Origin of the sequence: Arthrobacter sp. RCC_34, from assembly GCF_041360795.1 — a bacterium.
GTDB lineage: Bacteria > Actinomycetota > Actinomycetes > Actinomycetales > Micrococcaceae > Arthrobacter_E.
The window spans coordinates 308,699-323,722 of sequence record NZ_JBFUPW010000002.1 but is presented as its reverse complement, the minus strand read 5'-3'; the positions used below and the strand labels follow the sequence as shown (position 1 = coordinate 323,722).

Genomic DNA, 15,024 nt, shown 5'->3' with positions numbered 1-15,024 from the left:
ACCATGAGTGCACCAGCAGGGCAGGGGCTGCCACGGGTGCTCATCAGCGCCTACGCCTGTGGCCCCGGGCTCGGATCCGAGCCCGGGGCGGGGTGGGCGGTGGTTCAGGCCGCCGCACGCCACGCCAGGGTCTGGGTCATGACGCGGGAGCGGTTCGCGCCTGCGATCGCCCGGGCCCTGGCGGCCGACAGCTTCCTGGCCTCCCGCGTGAGGCCGGTGTACGTCGACCTCCCGGACCGGTACCTGCGCGCCAAGCGCCGGCACCGGGACGTCTATTGGTATTACCCCCTGTGGCAGCGCGAAGCCGCCCGGGTGGCCCGGCGCCTGCACGGCGAGCATCACTTCACGCTGCTGCATCACGCCACGTTCGCCGTCGACTGGATGCCGTGCGGACTGTCATCCCTGGCCCGCGAGGTCCCTCTCGTCTGGGGTCCCGTGGGCGGCGCGAGCTATGTGCCGCCGGAGCTGTGGCGCTGGCTCGGAGTCCGCGGCACGGTCCATGAACTGCTTCGGAGCGCCGCCACGCGCACCGTGCGGCGCCTCTCCACGGGGACGACGGCGGCCCGCGCCGCCGTCACGGTGGCCCTCAACGCGGACACGGCGCGCCGCTTCCACGGTGCGGGTGAGGTGCTGATCGCGCCGAACGTCGTGCTCGGGGAACCGGAACCCGGCGGTTCTCCCGCCACGGCCGCGACGCCGGCCCACCGCGACGGCACCGCCGCAGCCCGCGGACCCGGCGGCCACGGGGCGCCCGTGGAGCTGAACGCCCTGTTCGTGGGCCGGCTCGTCGCCTGGAAGGGCGTCCGGCTGGCCCTGGCCGCCGTGGCGGAAAGCCCGCAGTGGTCCCTCACTTTCGTGGGGGACGGCCCGGAACGCGAGTGGCTGGAGGCCATGGCGCGCCGCCGGGGCGTGGAACAGCGGGTGCACTTCCTGGGCCAGGTGGAGCGCCCGGAGGTCCTCCGTCTCATGGGCCTCGCCGATGCGCTGCTCTTCCCGTCCCTGCACGACTCCTGCGGCTGGGTCGTGGGGGAGGCCCTGAGCCACGGCCTTCCGGTGGTGTGCGTGGACCTGGGCGGCCCGCCGTCGTTCCTCGCCGAGCGGAGCCAGGCCGTCCCCGTGAGCCGGAACATCGTGGCGGACCTGTGCGAGCGCCTGGACACGCTGCGCCTTGACACGTTGGGTCTAGACACCCGGCGGCCCGGCCTGAACGGCGGCGCCGCGTGGCCACTCCCGGATCCTGCGTCCTGGACCCAGGGTGCCTTCACGGCACGCGTCGGCGACTGGTACCACAGGGCGCTCGCCGCCCGGGCGGACCACCCGCAGAGGATGGCGGATCATGTCACCCCGTGAGGAGGCGGCTTTCGGCAGGCGGCGCTTCCTGCAGCTCGCCGCCCTCGGCGCCACCGGATTCCTCACCGCCTGCTCGGCGGGCGCCGTCGTGCCTCCGGGTGTCACCCCGACGCCCACCCGCACGACCACGACGCTGGACGAACTCCTCGCCCAGGACGTGTTCGCGATCGCCCACCGGGGGTCCGGCGACACCTGGCCCGAGCACACGCTGCGGGCCTACACGGAGGCCGTCGCCGCGGGCGCCATGGCGGTCGAGGTCTCCGTGCACATGACCAAGGACGGCGTCCTGGTCTGCCACCACGACACCAACCTGTCCCGCATGACCGGTGTGGACCGCGACATCAAAGACCTGACCTTCGAGGAACTCGCGGTCATCCGCAACGACGCCCGGGCCTGGCTCGGCCCGGCCACGCCTCTCGAGCCCATCCCGGCCTTCCGGGACGTGCTGGACGCGCTCGCGCACCGGACGGTGCTCTTCATCGAGGACAAGTCCGGCGAGCACGCCAAGGAGGTCCTGGACCTGATGGACTTCTACCCGGGCTCCACCTCCCACATGGTGTGGAAGCAGACGGCGGCCTCGGGTTCCTATAAGGAGGCCCGGCGTCGCGGGTACACCTTGTGGGGGTATTTCATGGACGGCGCCGACCACCAGTTCGACCGGTACCAGGACCGCTTCGACCTCCTGGGCATCTACCACGGCGCCACCGACCAGGCCATGCGGGAACTCGTGGCCTTCGGCAAGCCCGTGATCTGCTGGGAGATCCACACCCGGGCGATGCGCCGGCGGGTGCTGGCCCTCGGGGTGCGCGGCCTGATGTGCTCCAACTACCTGTACGTCACGTCCTCCACCGCGCTCGCCGTCAAGGACGACTTCGGCACGGGCCGCCGCGCCACGGGAGATCTTCCGTGGATCCTGGCCCCCAAGTACCAGCCGCGGTTCGACCAGGAGTCCCGCGGCCTGGATCTGGCGTTCGCCTCGCTCGCGAGTTACGTCCTCGGGTCCCTGGGGCCCGTGACCGGACCGTCGTACGGCTGCGCCGTCAGTCTCTGCTGGCCGGAGGACCTGCCGGGGCCCGACGACGGCGCGGGGCTGGCTCTCGGCCTGGCGCAGGACGATCCTGCTCTCGTCTCCGGGCCTGCCGCGGCCGCTTACCTGGTACAGCTGAGCCCCCAGGGGAAGCTCACCCTGCTGCTGCGTCAGGGCTCGGCAGGCTCCGACCGTGTGCTCGCGTCGGTGCAGACCGCTGCGCTGAAGCGGGGCGAGTGGGCGACCCTCCGGCTCGAGGTGACCGCCTCCGGGATCACGCTGTCCCGCGACGGCGATCCGTCCTGGAAGACGACCGTGCAGGACAGCGGCTCGCACGGGGGCTACCTCGCCCTCGTCAAGGGCTACCGGAAGCCGCAGACGGTCCGCTTCCGCGACGTCGCGGTGCTTACGGCCTCTTGAACCGCAGCCCCTTGAACCGCAGCCCCCTGAACCGCGACCCCCTGAAGCGCAGCCCCCTGAAGCGCAGCCGGCTCAGCGCACGGTGCCCTGTCAGGCGGGCATTCCCGCCGCGACGGCCTCGGTGTACACGGCTTCGAGCCGCCGCAGATTGTCCTCGGCGCCGTAGTGGTCCGCGTGCCGGCGGAGCGCCGCCCGGCCCATGCGGCGGGCGGCGCCGGGCTCCAGCGCGCCGGCCAGCACCCGGGAGAGCGAGTCCGCGTCCCCGGAGCGGAAGGTGACCGCGGCGCCGTCGTCGCCGGTCAGTTCCGGGAAGACGCCCTGGTCCGGGATCACGGCGCCCAGACCGTGCGCGAAGCCCTCCACCACGCTCAGGCCGAAGGTCTCGAAGACCCGGGAGGAGTTCACAAGCAGGCGGGCCCGGCCCAGGCGTGCCATGGCCTCCGGCCGGGGCAGTGCTCCCAGGAACGTCACGGTGCGCAGCCCGCGCCGGGCCACCTGCGCCTCCAGCGCGGGGCGGAGCGGGCCGTCGCCGATCAGGATCAGGGGGCCGAAGGAGTCCTGCCAGGCGTCCAGCAGGACGTCGGGCCCCTTCTCCGGCGAGAGGCGCCCGAGGTACACCACGGGCGCGTCATCTGACGTAACACTCACGTCCTCGGGGGCCGCGGCGGGCACGAAATGCGGTTTGACGGTGATCCGGTCCGGATCCAGCCCCTGGGACGCGAACAGATCTCGGGCGAAAGCGCTCATGACCACGAACTTCGTCACTCCGTGGGTCCACGTGCCCAGCGCCCGGTGAAGCCCGATGCTCACGGTGAGCGGAAGAGTCGCCGCCGCCGAACCCCGGTAGCAGGCGTGGCGCAGTCCGGGGAGCGGACCGGCGCCGGAGAGGCAGTCCGTGCACGGCTTCCCGTCCCGCAGGAACGTTCCGTCGGCGCAGAACATGCGGTAGTTGTGCAAGGTCATGACCACGGGCACGCGCGCGTCCCGGGCGGCGAGCAGGATCGACGGGCTGAGCAGGGGGAACGTGTTGTGGACGTGCAGCACGTCCGGCCGCTCCCGCTCCAGGACGCCCGCCAGATCGCGGCGTGCGGACGGGGAATGCACCACGCCCAGCGGCACCAGGGCCTTGCGTGTCACGGGCATCCGGGCGATGTCGTCGGAGTGCCGTGCGAAGTGTCCCACCCGGTGCCCGGCGGCCTCCAGCAGGGCCATCTCCTGGCGCACCACGGAATCCTCGCCGGACGGCTGCGCCGAGCGATAGTAATTGTGAGCTACCAGTATCTTCACTAGAATCGGCCTTTGACTTGTCAGGGGCGAGTCCAACTTCATACAACACCAGGGCGCCGGTCTCCGCCCGTCACCAAAGAGAGCCTATGGCGAACCGTTCATCGAACCATGCCCTGAACACCTCCCCGCAGACCCGGGAACAGCGCGGAAAGCACCGCGCCCCCCGACGCCGCATCCCCGCCGTCCTCGCCCTCGCCGGGCTTCTGGGCGGGGGTCTGCTGGCCGTCTCCGCGCCAGGCGCCGCTGAAGCGGCCGTCCCGGCGTGCACCGTCACGGTCGCACCCGGCGCCGAGATCGCGGACGCGGTCAACGCGCAGCCCCAAGGGGCCGTGATCTGCCTCGCGGCGGGCCGGCACATCCTCAACCGCACCATCGCCCCCAAGGCCCAGCAGGAGCTGAGGGGTCTCCCCGGCTCGATCGTTGACGGCGCCAAGCCGCTCAAGTCCTGGACCGCGTACCAGGTGACCGGTCAGCCGGCCCGCTGGCAGTCGCGCGGCAACCTCCCCGCCGCGTACACGGGCCCTGGACAGTGTGAGACCGCGGGCAGCACCAGCTGCAATTTCGCCGAGGACCTGTTCTACGACGGCGCGCGGCTGCGTCGCGTGAACAGCCTGGCCGCCGTCGTGCCCGGGACGTTCTTCGCCGACTACGCGAGCAACACCCTGACGATCGCCAACACCCCGGTGTCCCACAGCATCCGCATGGCCCGGCTTCAGACCGCCATTTCCTCGACCCAAGCCGGGGTGAAGCTCACCGGCCTGACGGTCCAGCACTTCGCCAACCGGTCCCAGCGTGGCGCGGTCGTGGTGTCCGGCTCCGACTGGAAGGTCACCGGGAACACGGTGAGCGACAATCACGGCGTCGGGATCCTGACCGATCAGGCGGTGCGGCCGCAGATCCTGAACAACACGGTGATCCGCAATGGCCAGCTGGGAGTGACCCTCTACCGCACCAGCAGCGCCACCGTCACGGGCAACACCGTCAACGGCAACAACACGGCGGGCTACTGGATCGCCGACTGGGAGTCGGGCGGCATCAAGACCACGTACTCGAGCGCCCTGATCCAGCGGAACACCGTGTCCGGGAACCTGGGCGTCGGTGTCTGGGCCGATGTGCAGTCGGACGGGATCACGGTCGACGCGAACACCATCACCGGCAACTACGCGGACGGGATCCGCTATGAGATCAGCCGTCGCGGCGTCATCACGAACAACACCGTCACGGACAACGCGAAGCGAATGGGCCGGGGCGGCGGAACGGGTCTCTGGTCGGGCGCCGGGATCGATGTGAACACCTCGTCCGACGTCACCATCACGGGGAACGCGCTGCGCTCCAACCTCAACGGCATCAGCCTGCAGGCCCGGAACCGCGGGACCAGCTCCTGGGGCACGTACCTGCTCAGCAAGGTGACGGTCTCCGGGAACACGGTCGACATGGGGACCGGCTCCCCGGCCACGGCCACCACCGGTGTGGTGACCACCAAGGACCGCATCCTCACCGCGTCCTCGGCCGGGATCTCGTTCAGCCGGAACTCCTACACGCTGACCACCAGCGCGCAGAAGGGCTTCAACAGCATCAACGCACTCGTCACATATCCTGGCTGGAAGAGCGCGGGGTTCGACTCCACCGCCAGTGTGGCGTACCTTCGCTGACAAAGCCTTCGGGGTGGCGGTTTCCGGGCGCCGTGCGGTGACCGTGAGCCAGCGGGAGTGAGGGGCTGTCCATGGGACTCCAGGACACGCAGTCCGGCAGGGGTGAGGACCGCGGGATCGCCGCGTCCTTGCAGATCCTGAAAGGCAAGCAGAAGACCTCAAAGGGTGCCTCCGCCTACGTCCGGTTCTTCAACCGTCCCTTCGGACGGGTGCTGGCGGCGGTGGCTCACCGGCTGGGCCTGACGCCCAACATCGTCACCGCCATCAGTGCGCTGGCGACCTTCGGGGGACTCGCCGTGCTGGCGTTCTCCCCGGTCACTCCGCTCACGGGCCTGCTGGTGGCGGTGCTGCTGATCCTGGGCTACGCCTTCGATTCGGCGGACGGTCAGCTGGCCCGCCTGCGCGGGGGTGGGAGCTTCGCCGGCGAGTGGCTGGACCACGTGGTGGATGCCGCCAAGATGTCCCTGTTCCACCTCGTGGTGCTGTTCGCGTGGGCCCGGACCGGGACGGAATCCGGGCTGTGGCTGGTCCTGCCCGGGGCGTACGCCTTCCTGGCGGCGTTCTTCTTCTGCACCATCATGCTCACGGATCAGCTGCGCCGGGCGCATCGCGGGTCCAGCGGCATGCGCCTGGCGGGGGAGGGGAGCTCCTCCGTGCTGTACTCGCTGGCCGTGCTGCCCACCGAGTACGGGGTGCTGGCCTGCGTGTTCGTGCTGTGGGGCTGGCCGGTGCTGTTCCACTGGGTCTACCTCGCCCTCTTCGTGTGCAATGTGCTCTTCCTGTGCCTGGCGCTGCCGAAGTGGTACCGCGAACTCTCCGGCTTCGGCCGGACCTGAGCGGCGCCACGCCGCCTGGCCGCCCGGCCGGTGAGCACACGACGACGGCGGCCGGCACGCCGCGGACGGCCTGGGACCGCTCGGTCTCAGGCCGTCCGTGCTTCCTCCTCGTGCGATTCGAGCCACTGCACGGTGCGCTCGACGCCTTCCCGCAGACCCGTCCGCGCCCGCCAGCCGAGGCCGCTGAGGCGGGAGACGTCCATCATCTTCCGCGGGGTCCCGTCTGGCTTCGTGGCGTCCCAGACGGTCTCGCCCTCGTAGCCGACGACGTCCGCGATGAGGGCCGCGAGGTCCTTGATGCTGATCTCGGCGCCGGTTCCGACGTTGAGGTGGCGGCCGCCGTCGTAGTTGTCCAGGAGGAAGAGGCAGGCGTCCGCGCAGTCGTCCGCGTAGAGGAACTCCCGCAGCGGCGTGCCGGTGCCCCAGTTCGTGACGGTGGCCGCGCCGTCGTCGCGGGCCTGGCGGTACCGCATGATCAGCGCCGGCAGCACATGGGAGACGCCCGGCCGGAAGTTGTCCCCGGGGCCGTAGAGGTTGCTGGGCATGGCGCTGATCCAGGGCAGCCCGTACTGCCGCCGGACGGCCTTGACGTACTGGATCCCGGCGATCTTGGCCACCGCATACGCGTCGTTGGTGACCTCCAGCTTGCCGGTGAGCAGCGCGTCCTCGGGGATCGGCTGCGGCGCGAACCGCGGATAGATGCAACTCGATCCCAGGAAGAGGAGCTTGTGGACCCGGTGCCGCACCGCGCTGTCCATGACGTTCCCCTGGATCCGGAGATTCTCGCTCAGGAAGTCCACCGGGAAGTCGTTGTTGGCCTGGATGCCGCCCACTTTTGCGGCGGCCAGGGCCACGTGGCGCGGCTGGTGCTCGGCGAAGAAGTCCTCCACCGCCGTCCGGTCCAGCAGATCGAGGTCGTAGGAGGGCACTCCGATCAGTTGTGTGAAGCCGGCGCGTTCCAGGCGGCGCCAGATCGCCGACCCGATGAGCCCGCGGTGCCCGGCCACGTAGAACGGCGCGTCCCGGTCCAGGATGCCGGTGTCGGCTTGCGCGGCGTCATCGGCGACCACCGTCTCCCCAGCGCTCATGGCTGTCCGGGTGCTCATGTCAGTTCCAGGCTGGCGTTCCACGAGGGAAGGGTCACCTGGTCCACCACGTGCCCGCGGGGGCTGCCGAGCTCGGCCAGATCATGGGCCACCATGAGCCGGGCCAGGTCCTCCGCGCCGACGGACGCCTTCCACCCGAGGTCCACCTGGGCGTTCGTGGGATCGCCGATGAGGGAGTCCACCTCGGTGGGCCGGAGGTACCGCTCGTCGAACTCGACGTGGTCCCTCCAGTTCAGCCCGACGCTCCCGAAGGCGTACTCCAGGAACTGCTGGACCGTGGTGGGCGTGCTCGTGGCGAGGACGTAGTCCTGCGGGGTGTCGACCTGCAGCATCCGCCACATGCCCTCGACGTACTCGGCGGCGTAGCCCCAGTCGCGGATGGCGTCCAGATTGCCCAGATAGAGGCGCTCCGCCGTGCCCGAGGCGATGGACGCGACGGCCCGGGTGATCTTCCGGGTCACGAAGGTCGCGCCGCGGCGCGGGGATTCGTGGTTGAACAGGATCCCGTTGACGGCGAACATGCCGTAGGCCTCGCGGTAGTTGCGGGTCATCCAGTAGCTGTAGACCTTCGCGGCGCCGTAGGGCGAGCGCGGATAGAACGGCGTCTCCTCGTTCTGCGGCGGCGGCGAGGCCCCGAACATCTCGGAGGTGGACGCCTGATAGAACCGGGTGTCCACCCCGGCGAGCCGTACGGCTTCGAGGAAGCGGGAGGTGCCCAGACCGGTGGTGTTGCCGGTGTGGATCGGCTCGTCGAACGAGACCCGCACATGTGATTGGGCCGCCAGGTTGTAGACCTCGTCCGGCTGGATCTGTGCCAGCAGCGTGACGAGCCGGGCGCCGTCGTCCATGTCCCCGTAGTGGAGGAAGAGGCGCGCGTCGCTCTCGTGGGGGTCCACGTAGAGGTGGTCGATGCGGGCCGTGTTGAACGCGGAGGTGCGCCGGATGAGACCGTGGACCTCGTAGCCCTTGAGTAGTAGTAGTTCGGCCAGGTAAGACCCGTCCTGACCCGTGATTCCAGCGATGAACGCACGTCTCGCCATGTCCCTGCTCCTTAGCGATTCCTGCTGATGTCTGCACGCTACGGGCCGCCGGGGCGCCAGGCCCGAGTAGGGACTACGCAATTCGGGGTGCCGGGTACTTAGGTAGTCCTGGGAAGCGCCCCGGGCCCCGGTGGTGCGAGAATAGACCAGGCAAATGTTTCCTAAATAAGGCGGAGGTGGGAACGTGAACAACGGCGTCCCTCTGACTGATGTGGAAGTCCTCCGGATCCGGAACGACTTCCCCCTCCTGGCGCATCCGGTGAACGGGCGGGAGCTCGTCTACCTCGACTCGGGTGCCACGAGCCAGAACCCCCTGAGCGTGCTGGAAGCCGAGCAGGAGTTCTACGAACAGCGGAACTCCGCGGTGCACCGCGGCGCCCACACCCTGGCGGCCCACGCCACGCTCGCCTTCGAGGACGCCCGCGCCACGGTGGCGGAGTTCGTCGGGGCCCGCGAGGAGGAGATCGTCTGGACCTCCAACGCCACCGCCGGTCTCAATCTCCTCGCCTACGCCTTCTCCAACGCGAGCGTGGGGGAGGTCGCCCCCGAGGCGCGCCGCTTCGCGCTCGGCCCCGGAGACGAGATCGTCGTCACCGAGATGGAGCACCACGCCAATCTGGTGCCGTGGCAGGAACTCTGCCGCCGGACCGGCGCCACGCTCCGGTACATCCCGCTCACCGACGAGGGCACGCTGGACCTGGACGAGGCCGCCCGCGTGATCAACGCCAGGACCCGCGTCCTCGCGTTCACCCACGTCTCCAACGTCCTCGGTACCATCAATCCGGTGGCGCACCTCGTGGGCCTGGCCCGCGCGGTGGGCGCCCTGGTGGTCCTGGACGCCTGCCAGTCCGCGCCGCACCTGCCGCTCGATGTGAAGGCCCTGGACGTCGACTTCGCGGTCTTCTCCGGCCACAAGATGCTCGGCCCCACCGGCATCGGCGCCCTCTACGGCCGCCAGGAACTCCTCGACGCGCTCCCGCCCGTCACGACGGGCGGTTCCATGATCACCACCGTGACCATGGAGCACTCGGGATACCTCCCGGCTCCGCAGCGTTTCGAGGCGGGCACGCAGCCCGTTTCGCAGGCCATCGCCATGGCCGCGGCCGCGCGGTACCTGATGGAGACCGGCATGGACCGCGTCCATGCGCGGGAGGAGGTCCTCGCGCAGCGCATGCTTGAGGGCCTGGCCCGCATCCCCGGCGTCCGCACGCTCGGCCCGGCCGCCGGCGTCGAGCGCGCCGCCCTGGTCTCCTTCGACGTCGAGGGCGTGCACGCGCACGACGTCGGCCAGTACCTGGACGCCCAGGGCATCGCCGTCCGCGTGGGTCACCACTGCGCGCAGCCCCTGCACCGGCGCTACGGCCTCTCGGCGTCGACCCGCGCCAGCGCCTACCTGTACACCACCGAGGGCGAGGTGGACGCCTTCCTCGAGGGCGTCGCCGGTGTCCGCGGTTTCTTCGGAGTGAAGTGATGAGTTCCCTCGAATCGCTGTACCAGCAGACCATCCTGGAACACGCCAAGGCCCGTCACGGCGGGAGCCTGAGCGAAGTCGCCGCCTGTGAGACCTCCTGGCCCGCGGGCACGGGTCAGTGCCACCAGCTGAACCCGGTGTGCGGCGACGAGATCACGCTGCGCCTCTCCGTGAGCGGCGCCGAGGGTGAGCGCCGCATCGAATCCCTCGAATGGCTCGGCAACGGCTGCTCCATCTCGATGGCGTCCGCCTCGATGCTGACCGATCTGGCCGGTGAGGTCTCCTCGGTGGACGAGCTCGCCACGCTGATCGAGGAGTTTCGCACCGTACTGCGCTCCCGCGGCACCGTGGAGGGCGATCCCGAAGAGCTGGGTGACGCCGCCGCGCTCTCCGGCGTCTCGAAGTTCCCGGCACGCGTCAAATGCGCCATGCTCGCCTGGGTGGCGGCGGAGGACGCGCTGCGTCAGGCCGTGTCCACCGCGGCCTGACGCGCCACGTTCCTCTCGCGCCGTCCCGCCTCGGGCTTCTCAGCCCGTCTGCGGGCGACGGCGCTCCTTCAGGCGGCGGTGATGCCGGTTCCGGAGCCGGAGCACGACGGCGCCGAGCACCGCCGCGACCACCGAGGCCGCCAGGATGGCGACCTTGGCGTGCTCGCCGTGCGCGGACCCTTCACCGCCGTGACCCCCGCCGAAGGAGAGATCCGCGACGAGCAGGGACACCGTGAAGCCGACCCCGGTGAGCAGGGCGACGCCCACCATGTCGAGCCAGCGCACCGATTTGTCCAGCGCCACGCCGGGCAGTCGCGTCAGGGCGAAGGACGTTACGAGCACGCCCACGAACTTGCCCACGACGAGGGCCACGACGATCCCCACCGCGACGCTGTCGGTGGCGGCCGACCGCACGCCGTCGAACCCTCCGAGAGCGACCCCTGCGGCGAAGAAGGCGAACAGCGGCACGGCGAAGCCGGCGCTGAAGGGCCGCAAGCCGTGCTCGAGCCGGTCTGCGAGGCCGTTCGCGGGAGCCTCCGCCGCCGAGCGGCCCAGAGGGATGGTGAAGGCCAGCAGCACCCCGGCCACCGTGGCGTGGACGCCGGAGGAGTGCACGAGCACCCACGTGAGCAGGGCGAGGGGGAGCAGCGTCCACCAGCGCGCCCAGCGTCCGCCCGCAACCCGTCCGAGCGCCGCGAAGGCCGCGAGGGGGAGCAGCGCCGCCAGGAGGTAGCCGATCTGGAGGGCGCCGCCGTAGAAGAGGGCGATGATGACGATCGCGATCAGGTCGTCCACCACCGCGAGCGTCAGGAGGAACGTCCGCAGCGCCGCGGGCAGATGGGAGCCGACCACGCCGAGCACGGCCAGGGCGAAGGCGATGTCCGTGGCCGTCGGGATGGCCCAACCGGCCAGGCCCTCCGGGTTCCCGGCATTCACGAGGACGTACAGCAGCGCCGGGACGACGACGCCGCCCACCGCCGCGGCGACCGGCACCAGGGCCTTGCGCGGGTCGCTCAGCTCACCTTGCAGGAGCTCGCGTTTCAGTTCCAGCCCGGCCAGGAAGAAGAACACCGCGAGGAGGCCATCCGCCGCCCAGGTGCCGAAGCTCAGATTCAGGTGCAGGCTCTCGGGCCCGACCTGGATGTCCCGCAGCTCGAAATAGGACGCGCCCCACGGGGAGTTGGCCCAGAGCAGGGCGATCACGGTGGCGGCGAGGAGCAGGAAACCGCCGGTGGTTTCGTTGCGAAGCAGGCGCGTCACGCGCAGGCGCTCCGGGATCAGGCGGCGGGTGGTGGATGTCTGGTGCATGAATTCCTGAGGGGTCGTCGGTTCCTGACCACTGCCGCACGTCCGGGGTCGTCCCGGGAGGCAGTGGGCCGACCAGACTTCCCGGCACACCAGAGTCCATTTTACCGCAGACGCGGTGCCATCGGGCCCGCTCAGCCGTCCCCGGCGGTGACGGCGAACGCTGCCGCGCCGTCGCCGTCGAGCTCTCCGGGCCGGACGGGGCGCCCGGACACGGCGAGCAGGAGAGCCAGTGTGCTGCCCCGCACGACAGGTGCGGCGTTCACCATGGGCTTCGCCGGTTTCCAGTGGAAGTCCGTGTCCGTCGCCTGCAGGACCACGCCCGCAGCTCTTTCCTTGCCGCCGCCGAAGCCGGTGGAGGTGGCCAGCTGGTGCTTCAGGGCGTCGAGCAGGGGCCCCACAGGATAGGAGCGGCTGATCCCGAGCGGACGGCGGATGTCCTCTCCGTGGACGAACGCCTCCACGAGGCGTGTGACCAGGGGCGCGGGAGCGCTGCTGGTGCGGCCGCTCACGCTTCGGAGATTCTCCAGCGTCTCCCGAGAGTCTGGTCGGCGCTCCCGGGCGACACCGTGCTCGTTCAGGGCGTCGAAGTCGAAACGGGCCCTGAACAGTTCTCCGGCGAAGCCGGCCCAGGTGGTCCTGGCGTCATTCACGAGATGGGCCACCACGTCATGGACCGTCCATCCCGGGCACAGGGAGGGGGTGTCCCAGGTGTCGGGTTCCAGCTCTGCCAGATCGTCCGCGAGCGCGCGGCGCTCTTCGTGGACGACGTCCCAGATCTCGTTCATCGCGGCCCTTCCGATGGTCGGCGGATCGTGCACTGATGTGCCGGGAATGCCGCTCCGATGCGCCGTCCCCCTGCCGCCGACCCTAGCAGCGGGGGACCCCCGGCGGGAGGGGGAGCGAAAAGCCTGATACCCTGGAGAGGTGAAGAACTGACGCAGCCTGCTGACAGCTGGCCACCTTGCCCGTTGTCCCGCTGACATCCTGTGCCGATGATTCCCGCGCCTGCCGCCCTCCGGACGTTAACGGAGGATGCACTCGGCGAATGCGCGGTGGCTGCGTCTCACCTCCCCTTCCCAGGTTCTCGTGCCGGCCCTTGCTCCAGGGCCGCCGTCCGTGGCGTTCTCCGTCACCGGCCGTCAGGATGTCCTGGTTTGTGAAGCGTGGCATGGCCGGCGGGACTTTCGTTCTGACGGAAGGACTCTCATGCACGCCTTGACTCTTCAACATCTGGCGCTGGACGGCATCTCCCAGCGCTACGCCGGACGCCGTGTCCTCAGCGACATCACCTTCGCCGTCCCTCCCGGACAGCGGGTGGGTCTGATCGGGGAGAACGGTTCCGGCAAATCCACCGTGCTGCGCATCGCCGCCGGTGCCCAGCGCCCGGATGCGGGGCTGGTGCTCCGGCCGGACCGCCTGGGTCACTTCGCCCAGGAACTCGACGCACCTCCCGGCAGTACCGCCGGGGAGGTGCTGGACCGTGCCCAGCGCCCGGCTCTCGACGCGCTCGCCGCGCTGGAGAGCCAGGACGTGGACGCCTATGCACAGGCTCTCGACGACGCCGAACGGCTGGGCGCCTGGAGCGCTCAGGCCCGGCGCGGGGAAGTCCTCGCCGGGCTGGGACTCTCGGGTCTGGACGAACGGACGCCCGTGGAACGGCTGTCCGGCGGACAGCGTTCGCGGCTGGCGCTCGCGGCCCTCCTCCTGGAGGAGCCTGACGCGCTGCTGCTCGACGAGCCGAGCAATCATCTGGACGACGCCGCCGTGGCGTATCTGGAATCCGCCTTGCGCGACTGGAAGGGCCCCGTGCTCTTCGCCAGTCACGACCGCACCTTCCTGGACCGGGTGGCCACACGAATCGTGGACCTGGACCCGTTGCCGGTGCCGGCCGTGGTGCTGGCCGACGCCGTCGCCCCGGTCTCTCCTGATGGTCCCTCCGGCATCTCACGGCCGGAGGGGGCCGCCGGAGCCGTGGGAGCGGAGCAGGGCGAGACGACCTCCGACAGCGGCAGCGGGCTGGGGGTCCGGCACTTCGGGGGCGACTACAGCAGTGCCCTCCGCGCGCGCCGGGACCTCATGCGGCAGTGGCGTGACCGCTATGCCGCTGAGCAGGCCGAACTTCTCGCGCTGCGGCACGAGATCGAGGTGGGCTCCCGCAACGTCAACCGCAGGAATGAGCCGCGGACCGAGGCCAGGGCTTCTCTGAAGTTCTACACCGACAAGGACGCGAAGGTCACGGCACGCCGGGCGCGCAACGCGAGGGTCCGCCTCGAGACGCTGGAGAGCAGCCGGGTCCGGCGCCCGCCGGAGCCTCTGCGCTTCGCCGGCTTCGACCCTGTCTCCACGGCGCTAGGCGACTCGACGACGGCGGCGGACTCGACGACGGCGGCCGGGCCGGCGTCGTCGGGCGGGGCTGCGGAGCGGGGTGCGGCAGCCGAGCGCAGCGCGGCAGCCGCCGAGGCGGTGCTCCGAGCCCATCGCGTGTCCGTCCCCGGGCGTCTGGAGCCGGTCTCCTTCGGGCTCGGCCCGCAGGGACGACTGCTCCTGACGGGCGCCAACGGCAGCGGGAAGTCGACGCTGCTCCAAGCCTTGGCCGGGCGGGTCGAGCACGAGGGCGAGATCCTCCGGGCTGAGGATGCCACCGTGGGCTATTTGGCCCAGGACACCGTTTTCGAGGACCCCGGGCTGAGCGCAGCGGCGTGGTATGCCCGCGCCGTGGGCTTCGAACGGGCCGAAAGCACGCCGCTCGCGACCCTCGGGCTGCTTCCCGAGCGGGACACCGGACGGGCTCTCGGCGAGCTCAGCATCGGGCAGCAGCGGCGCGTGGCGCTTGCGGCCCTCGTGGCGGACCCTCCGCGGGTGCTGCTCCTGGACGAGCCGAGCAACCATCTGTCGCTGGCACTGGTCGAGGAACTGGAGGAGGCCCTGGAGTCCTTCGCCGGGGCCGTCGTGATCGCGACCCACGACCGCTGGCTGCGCACGCGCTGGCGGGAGCGGAACGTCCCGGAGATCAGTCTCGGCTGAGCCGGCGCCACCGCT

At 70.6% G+C, this 15,024-nt stretch carries 12 protein-coding genes; 7 read left to right on the top strand and 5 right to left on the bottom strand.

Translation table 11 applies throughout. The features are described 5' to 3' along the window. The first annotated feature begins 3 nt into the window (after nt 1-3). Together AB6732_RS10195 and AB6732_RS10190 are read left to right on the top strand one after the other, a co-directional pair. Entirely contained in the window at nt 4-1,350 is a 1,347-nt protein-coding gene (locus AB6732_RS10195) for a glycosyltransferase (RefSeq protein ID WP_370959854.1), read from the top strand. Beyond that, nucleotides 1,337-2,797 carry a glycerophosphodiester phosphodiesterase gene (locus tag AB6732_RS10190; RefSeq protein WP_370959853.1) on the top strand — a complete coding sequence of 487 codons (1,461 nt, stop codon included), beginning with the start codon at nt 1,337-1,339 and terminating at the stop codon, nt 2,795-2,797. Before AB6732_RS10195 ends, AB6732_RS10190 begins: the two co-directional genes overlap by 14 nt. 90 nt (nt 2,798-2,887) lie before the next feature. Here the strand turns inward: AB6732_RS10190 and AB6732_RS10185 are convergent, their stop codons facing one another. Then, nucleotides 2,888-4,084, bottom strand: coding sequence for a glycosyltransferase family 4 protein (locus AB6732_RS10185; protein ID WP_370959852.1), 1,197 nt, complete (start codon nt 4,082-4,084; stop codon nt 2,888-2,890). Between the two features lie 86 nt (nt 4,085-4,170). On the opposite strand from AB6732_RS10185, the gene AB6732_RS10180 reads away from it, so the two are divergent. Together AB6732_RS10180 and AB6732_RS10175 are read left to right on the top strand one after the other, a co-directional pair. Beyond that, nucleotides 4,171-5,736 carry a right-handed parallel beta-helix repeat-containing protein gene (locus AB6732_RS10180; protein ID WP_370959851.1) on the top strand — a complete coding sequence of 522 codons (1,566 nt, stop codon included), beginning with the start codon at nt 4,171-4,173 and terminating at the stop codon, nt 5,734-5,736. A 71-nt stretch (nt 5,737-5,807) separates the two neighbouring features. Then, a complete protein-coding gene (locus AB6732_RS10175) occupies nt 5,808-6,572 on the top strand; it encodes a CDP-alcohol phosphatidyltransferase family protein (RefSeq protein ID WP_370959850.1) in 765 nt (254 codons plus the stop codon). An 86-nt stretch (nt 6,573-6,658) separates the two neighbouring features. Here AB6732_RS10175 and AB6732_RS10170 read toward each other — a convergent pair whose 3' ends face one another. Both AB6732_RS10170 and gmd read right to left on the bottom strand, forming a co-directional pair. Next, complete coding sequence (locus tag AB6732_RS10170; RefSeq protein WP_370960118.1) at nt 6,659-7,660, bottom strand: GDP-L-fucose synthase family protein; 1,002 nt, start codon at nt 7,658-7,660, stop codon at nt 6,659-6,661. Nucleotides 7,661-7,674: 14 nt separating this feature from the next. Continuing rightward, complete coding sequence (gmd, locus tag AB6732_RS10165) at nt 7,675-8,718, bottom strand: GDP-mannose 4,6-dehydratase (RefSeq protein WP_370959849.1); 1,044 nt, start codon at nt 8,716-8,718, stop codon at nt 7,675-7,677. Nucleotides 8,719-8,902: 184 nt separating this feature from the next. On the opposite strand from gmd, the gene AB6732_RS10160 reads away from it, so the two are divergent. Then, nucleotides 8,903-10,189 (top strand): SufS family cysteine desulfurase, encoded by a 1,287-nt coding sequence (locus AB6732_RS10160; protein ID WP_066216850.1) that lies wholly within the window; start codon nt 8,903-8,905, stop codon nt 10,187-10,189. Continuing rightward, nucleotides 10,189-10,677 carry a Fe-S cluster assembly sulfur transfer protein SufU gene (gene sufU, locus AB6732_RS10155; RefSeq protein ID WP_278268517.1) on the top strand — a complete coding sequence of 163 codons (489 nt, stop codon included), beginning with the start codon at nt 10,189-10,191 and terminating at the stop codon, nt 10,675-10,677. Before AB6732_RS10160 ends, sufU begins: the two co-directional genes overlap by 1 nt. Before the next feature lie 39 nt (nt 10,678-10,716). Here sufU and nhaA read toward each other — a convergent pair whose 3' ends face one another. Both nhaA and AB6732_RS10145 read right to left on the bottom strand, forming a co-directional pair. Further along, nucleotides 10,717-11,985: a Na+/H+ antiporter NhaA gene (gene nhaA, locus AB6732_RS10150; protein WP_370959848.1), complete on the bottom strand. Its 1,269-nt coding sequence runs from the start codon at nt 11,983-11,985 to the stop codon at nt 10,717-10,719. 131 nt (nt 11,986-12,116) lie between these two features. Next, nucleotides 12,117-12,770, bottom strand: a complete 654-nt coding sequence (locus AB6732_RS10145; protein WP_370959847.1) for a maleylpyruvate isomerase family mycothiol-dependent enzyme — start codon at nt 12,768-12,770, stop codon at nt 12,117-12,119. Nucleotides 12,771-13,191: 421 nt separating this feature from the next. On the opposite strand from AB6732_RS10145, the gene AB6732_RS10140 reads away from it, so the two are divergent. Next, a complete protein-coding gene (locus AB6732_RS10140; protein ID WP_370959846.1) occupies nt 13,192-15,009 on the top strand; it encodes an ATP-binding cassette domain-containing protein in 1,818 nt (605 codons plus the stop codon). The last annotated feature ends 15 nt before the right edge of the window (nt 15,010-15,024 follow it).

What these genes read in the sequence shown, in the direction of transcription:
- gmd (WP_370959849.1), bottom strand. Translation starts at nt 8,718, where the DNA reads ATGGCGAGACGTGCGTTCATCGCTGGAATCACGGGTCAGGACGGGTCT.
- AB6732_RS10145 (WP_370959847.1), bottom strand. Translation starts at nt 12,770, where the DNA reads ATGAACGAGATCTGGGACGTCGTCCACGAAGAGCGCCGCGCGCTCGCG.
- AB6732_RS10175 (WP_370959850.1), top strand. Translation starts at nt 5,808, where the DNA reads ATGGGACTCCAGGACACGCAGTCCGGCAGGGGTGAGGACCGCGGGATC.
- sufU (WP_278268517.1), top strand. Translation starts at nt 10,189, where the DNA reads ATGAGTTCCCTCGAATCGCTGTACCAGCAGACCATCCTGGAACACGCC.
- AB6732_RS10190 (WP_370959853.1), top strand. Translation starts at nt 1,337, where the DNA reads ATGTCACCCCGTGAGGAGGCGGCTTTCGGCAGGCGGCGCTTCCTGCAG.
- nhaA (WP_370959848.1), bottom strand. Translation starts at nt 11,985, where the DNA reads ATGCACCAGACATCCACCACCCGCCGCCTGATCCCGGAGCGCCTGCGC.
- AB6732_RS10180 (WP_370959851.1), top strand. Translation starts at nt 4,171, where the DNA reads ATGGCGAACCGTTCATCGAACCATGCCCTGAACACCTCCCCGCAGACC.
- AB6732_RS10140 (WP_370959846.1), top strand. Translation starts at nt 13,192, where the DNA reads ATGCACGCCTTGACTCTTCAACATCTGGCGCTGGACGGCATCTCCCAG.
- AB6732_RS10170 (WP_370960118.1), bottom strand. Translation starts at nt 7,660, where the DNA reads ATGAGCGCTGGGGAGACGGTGGTCGCCGATGACGCCGCGCAAGCCGAC.
- AB6732_RS10195 (WP_370959854.1), top strand. Translation starts at nt 4, where the DNA reads ATGAGTGCACCAGCAGGGCAGGGGCTGCCACGGGTGCTCATCAGCGCC.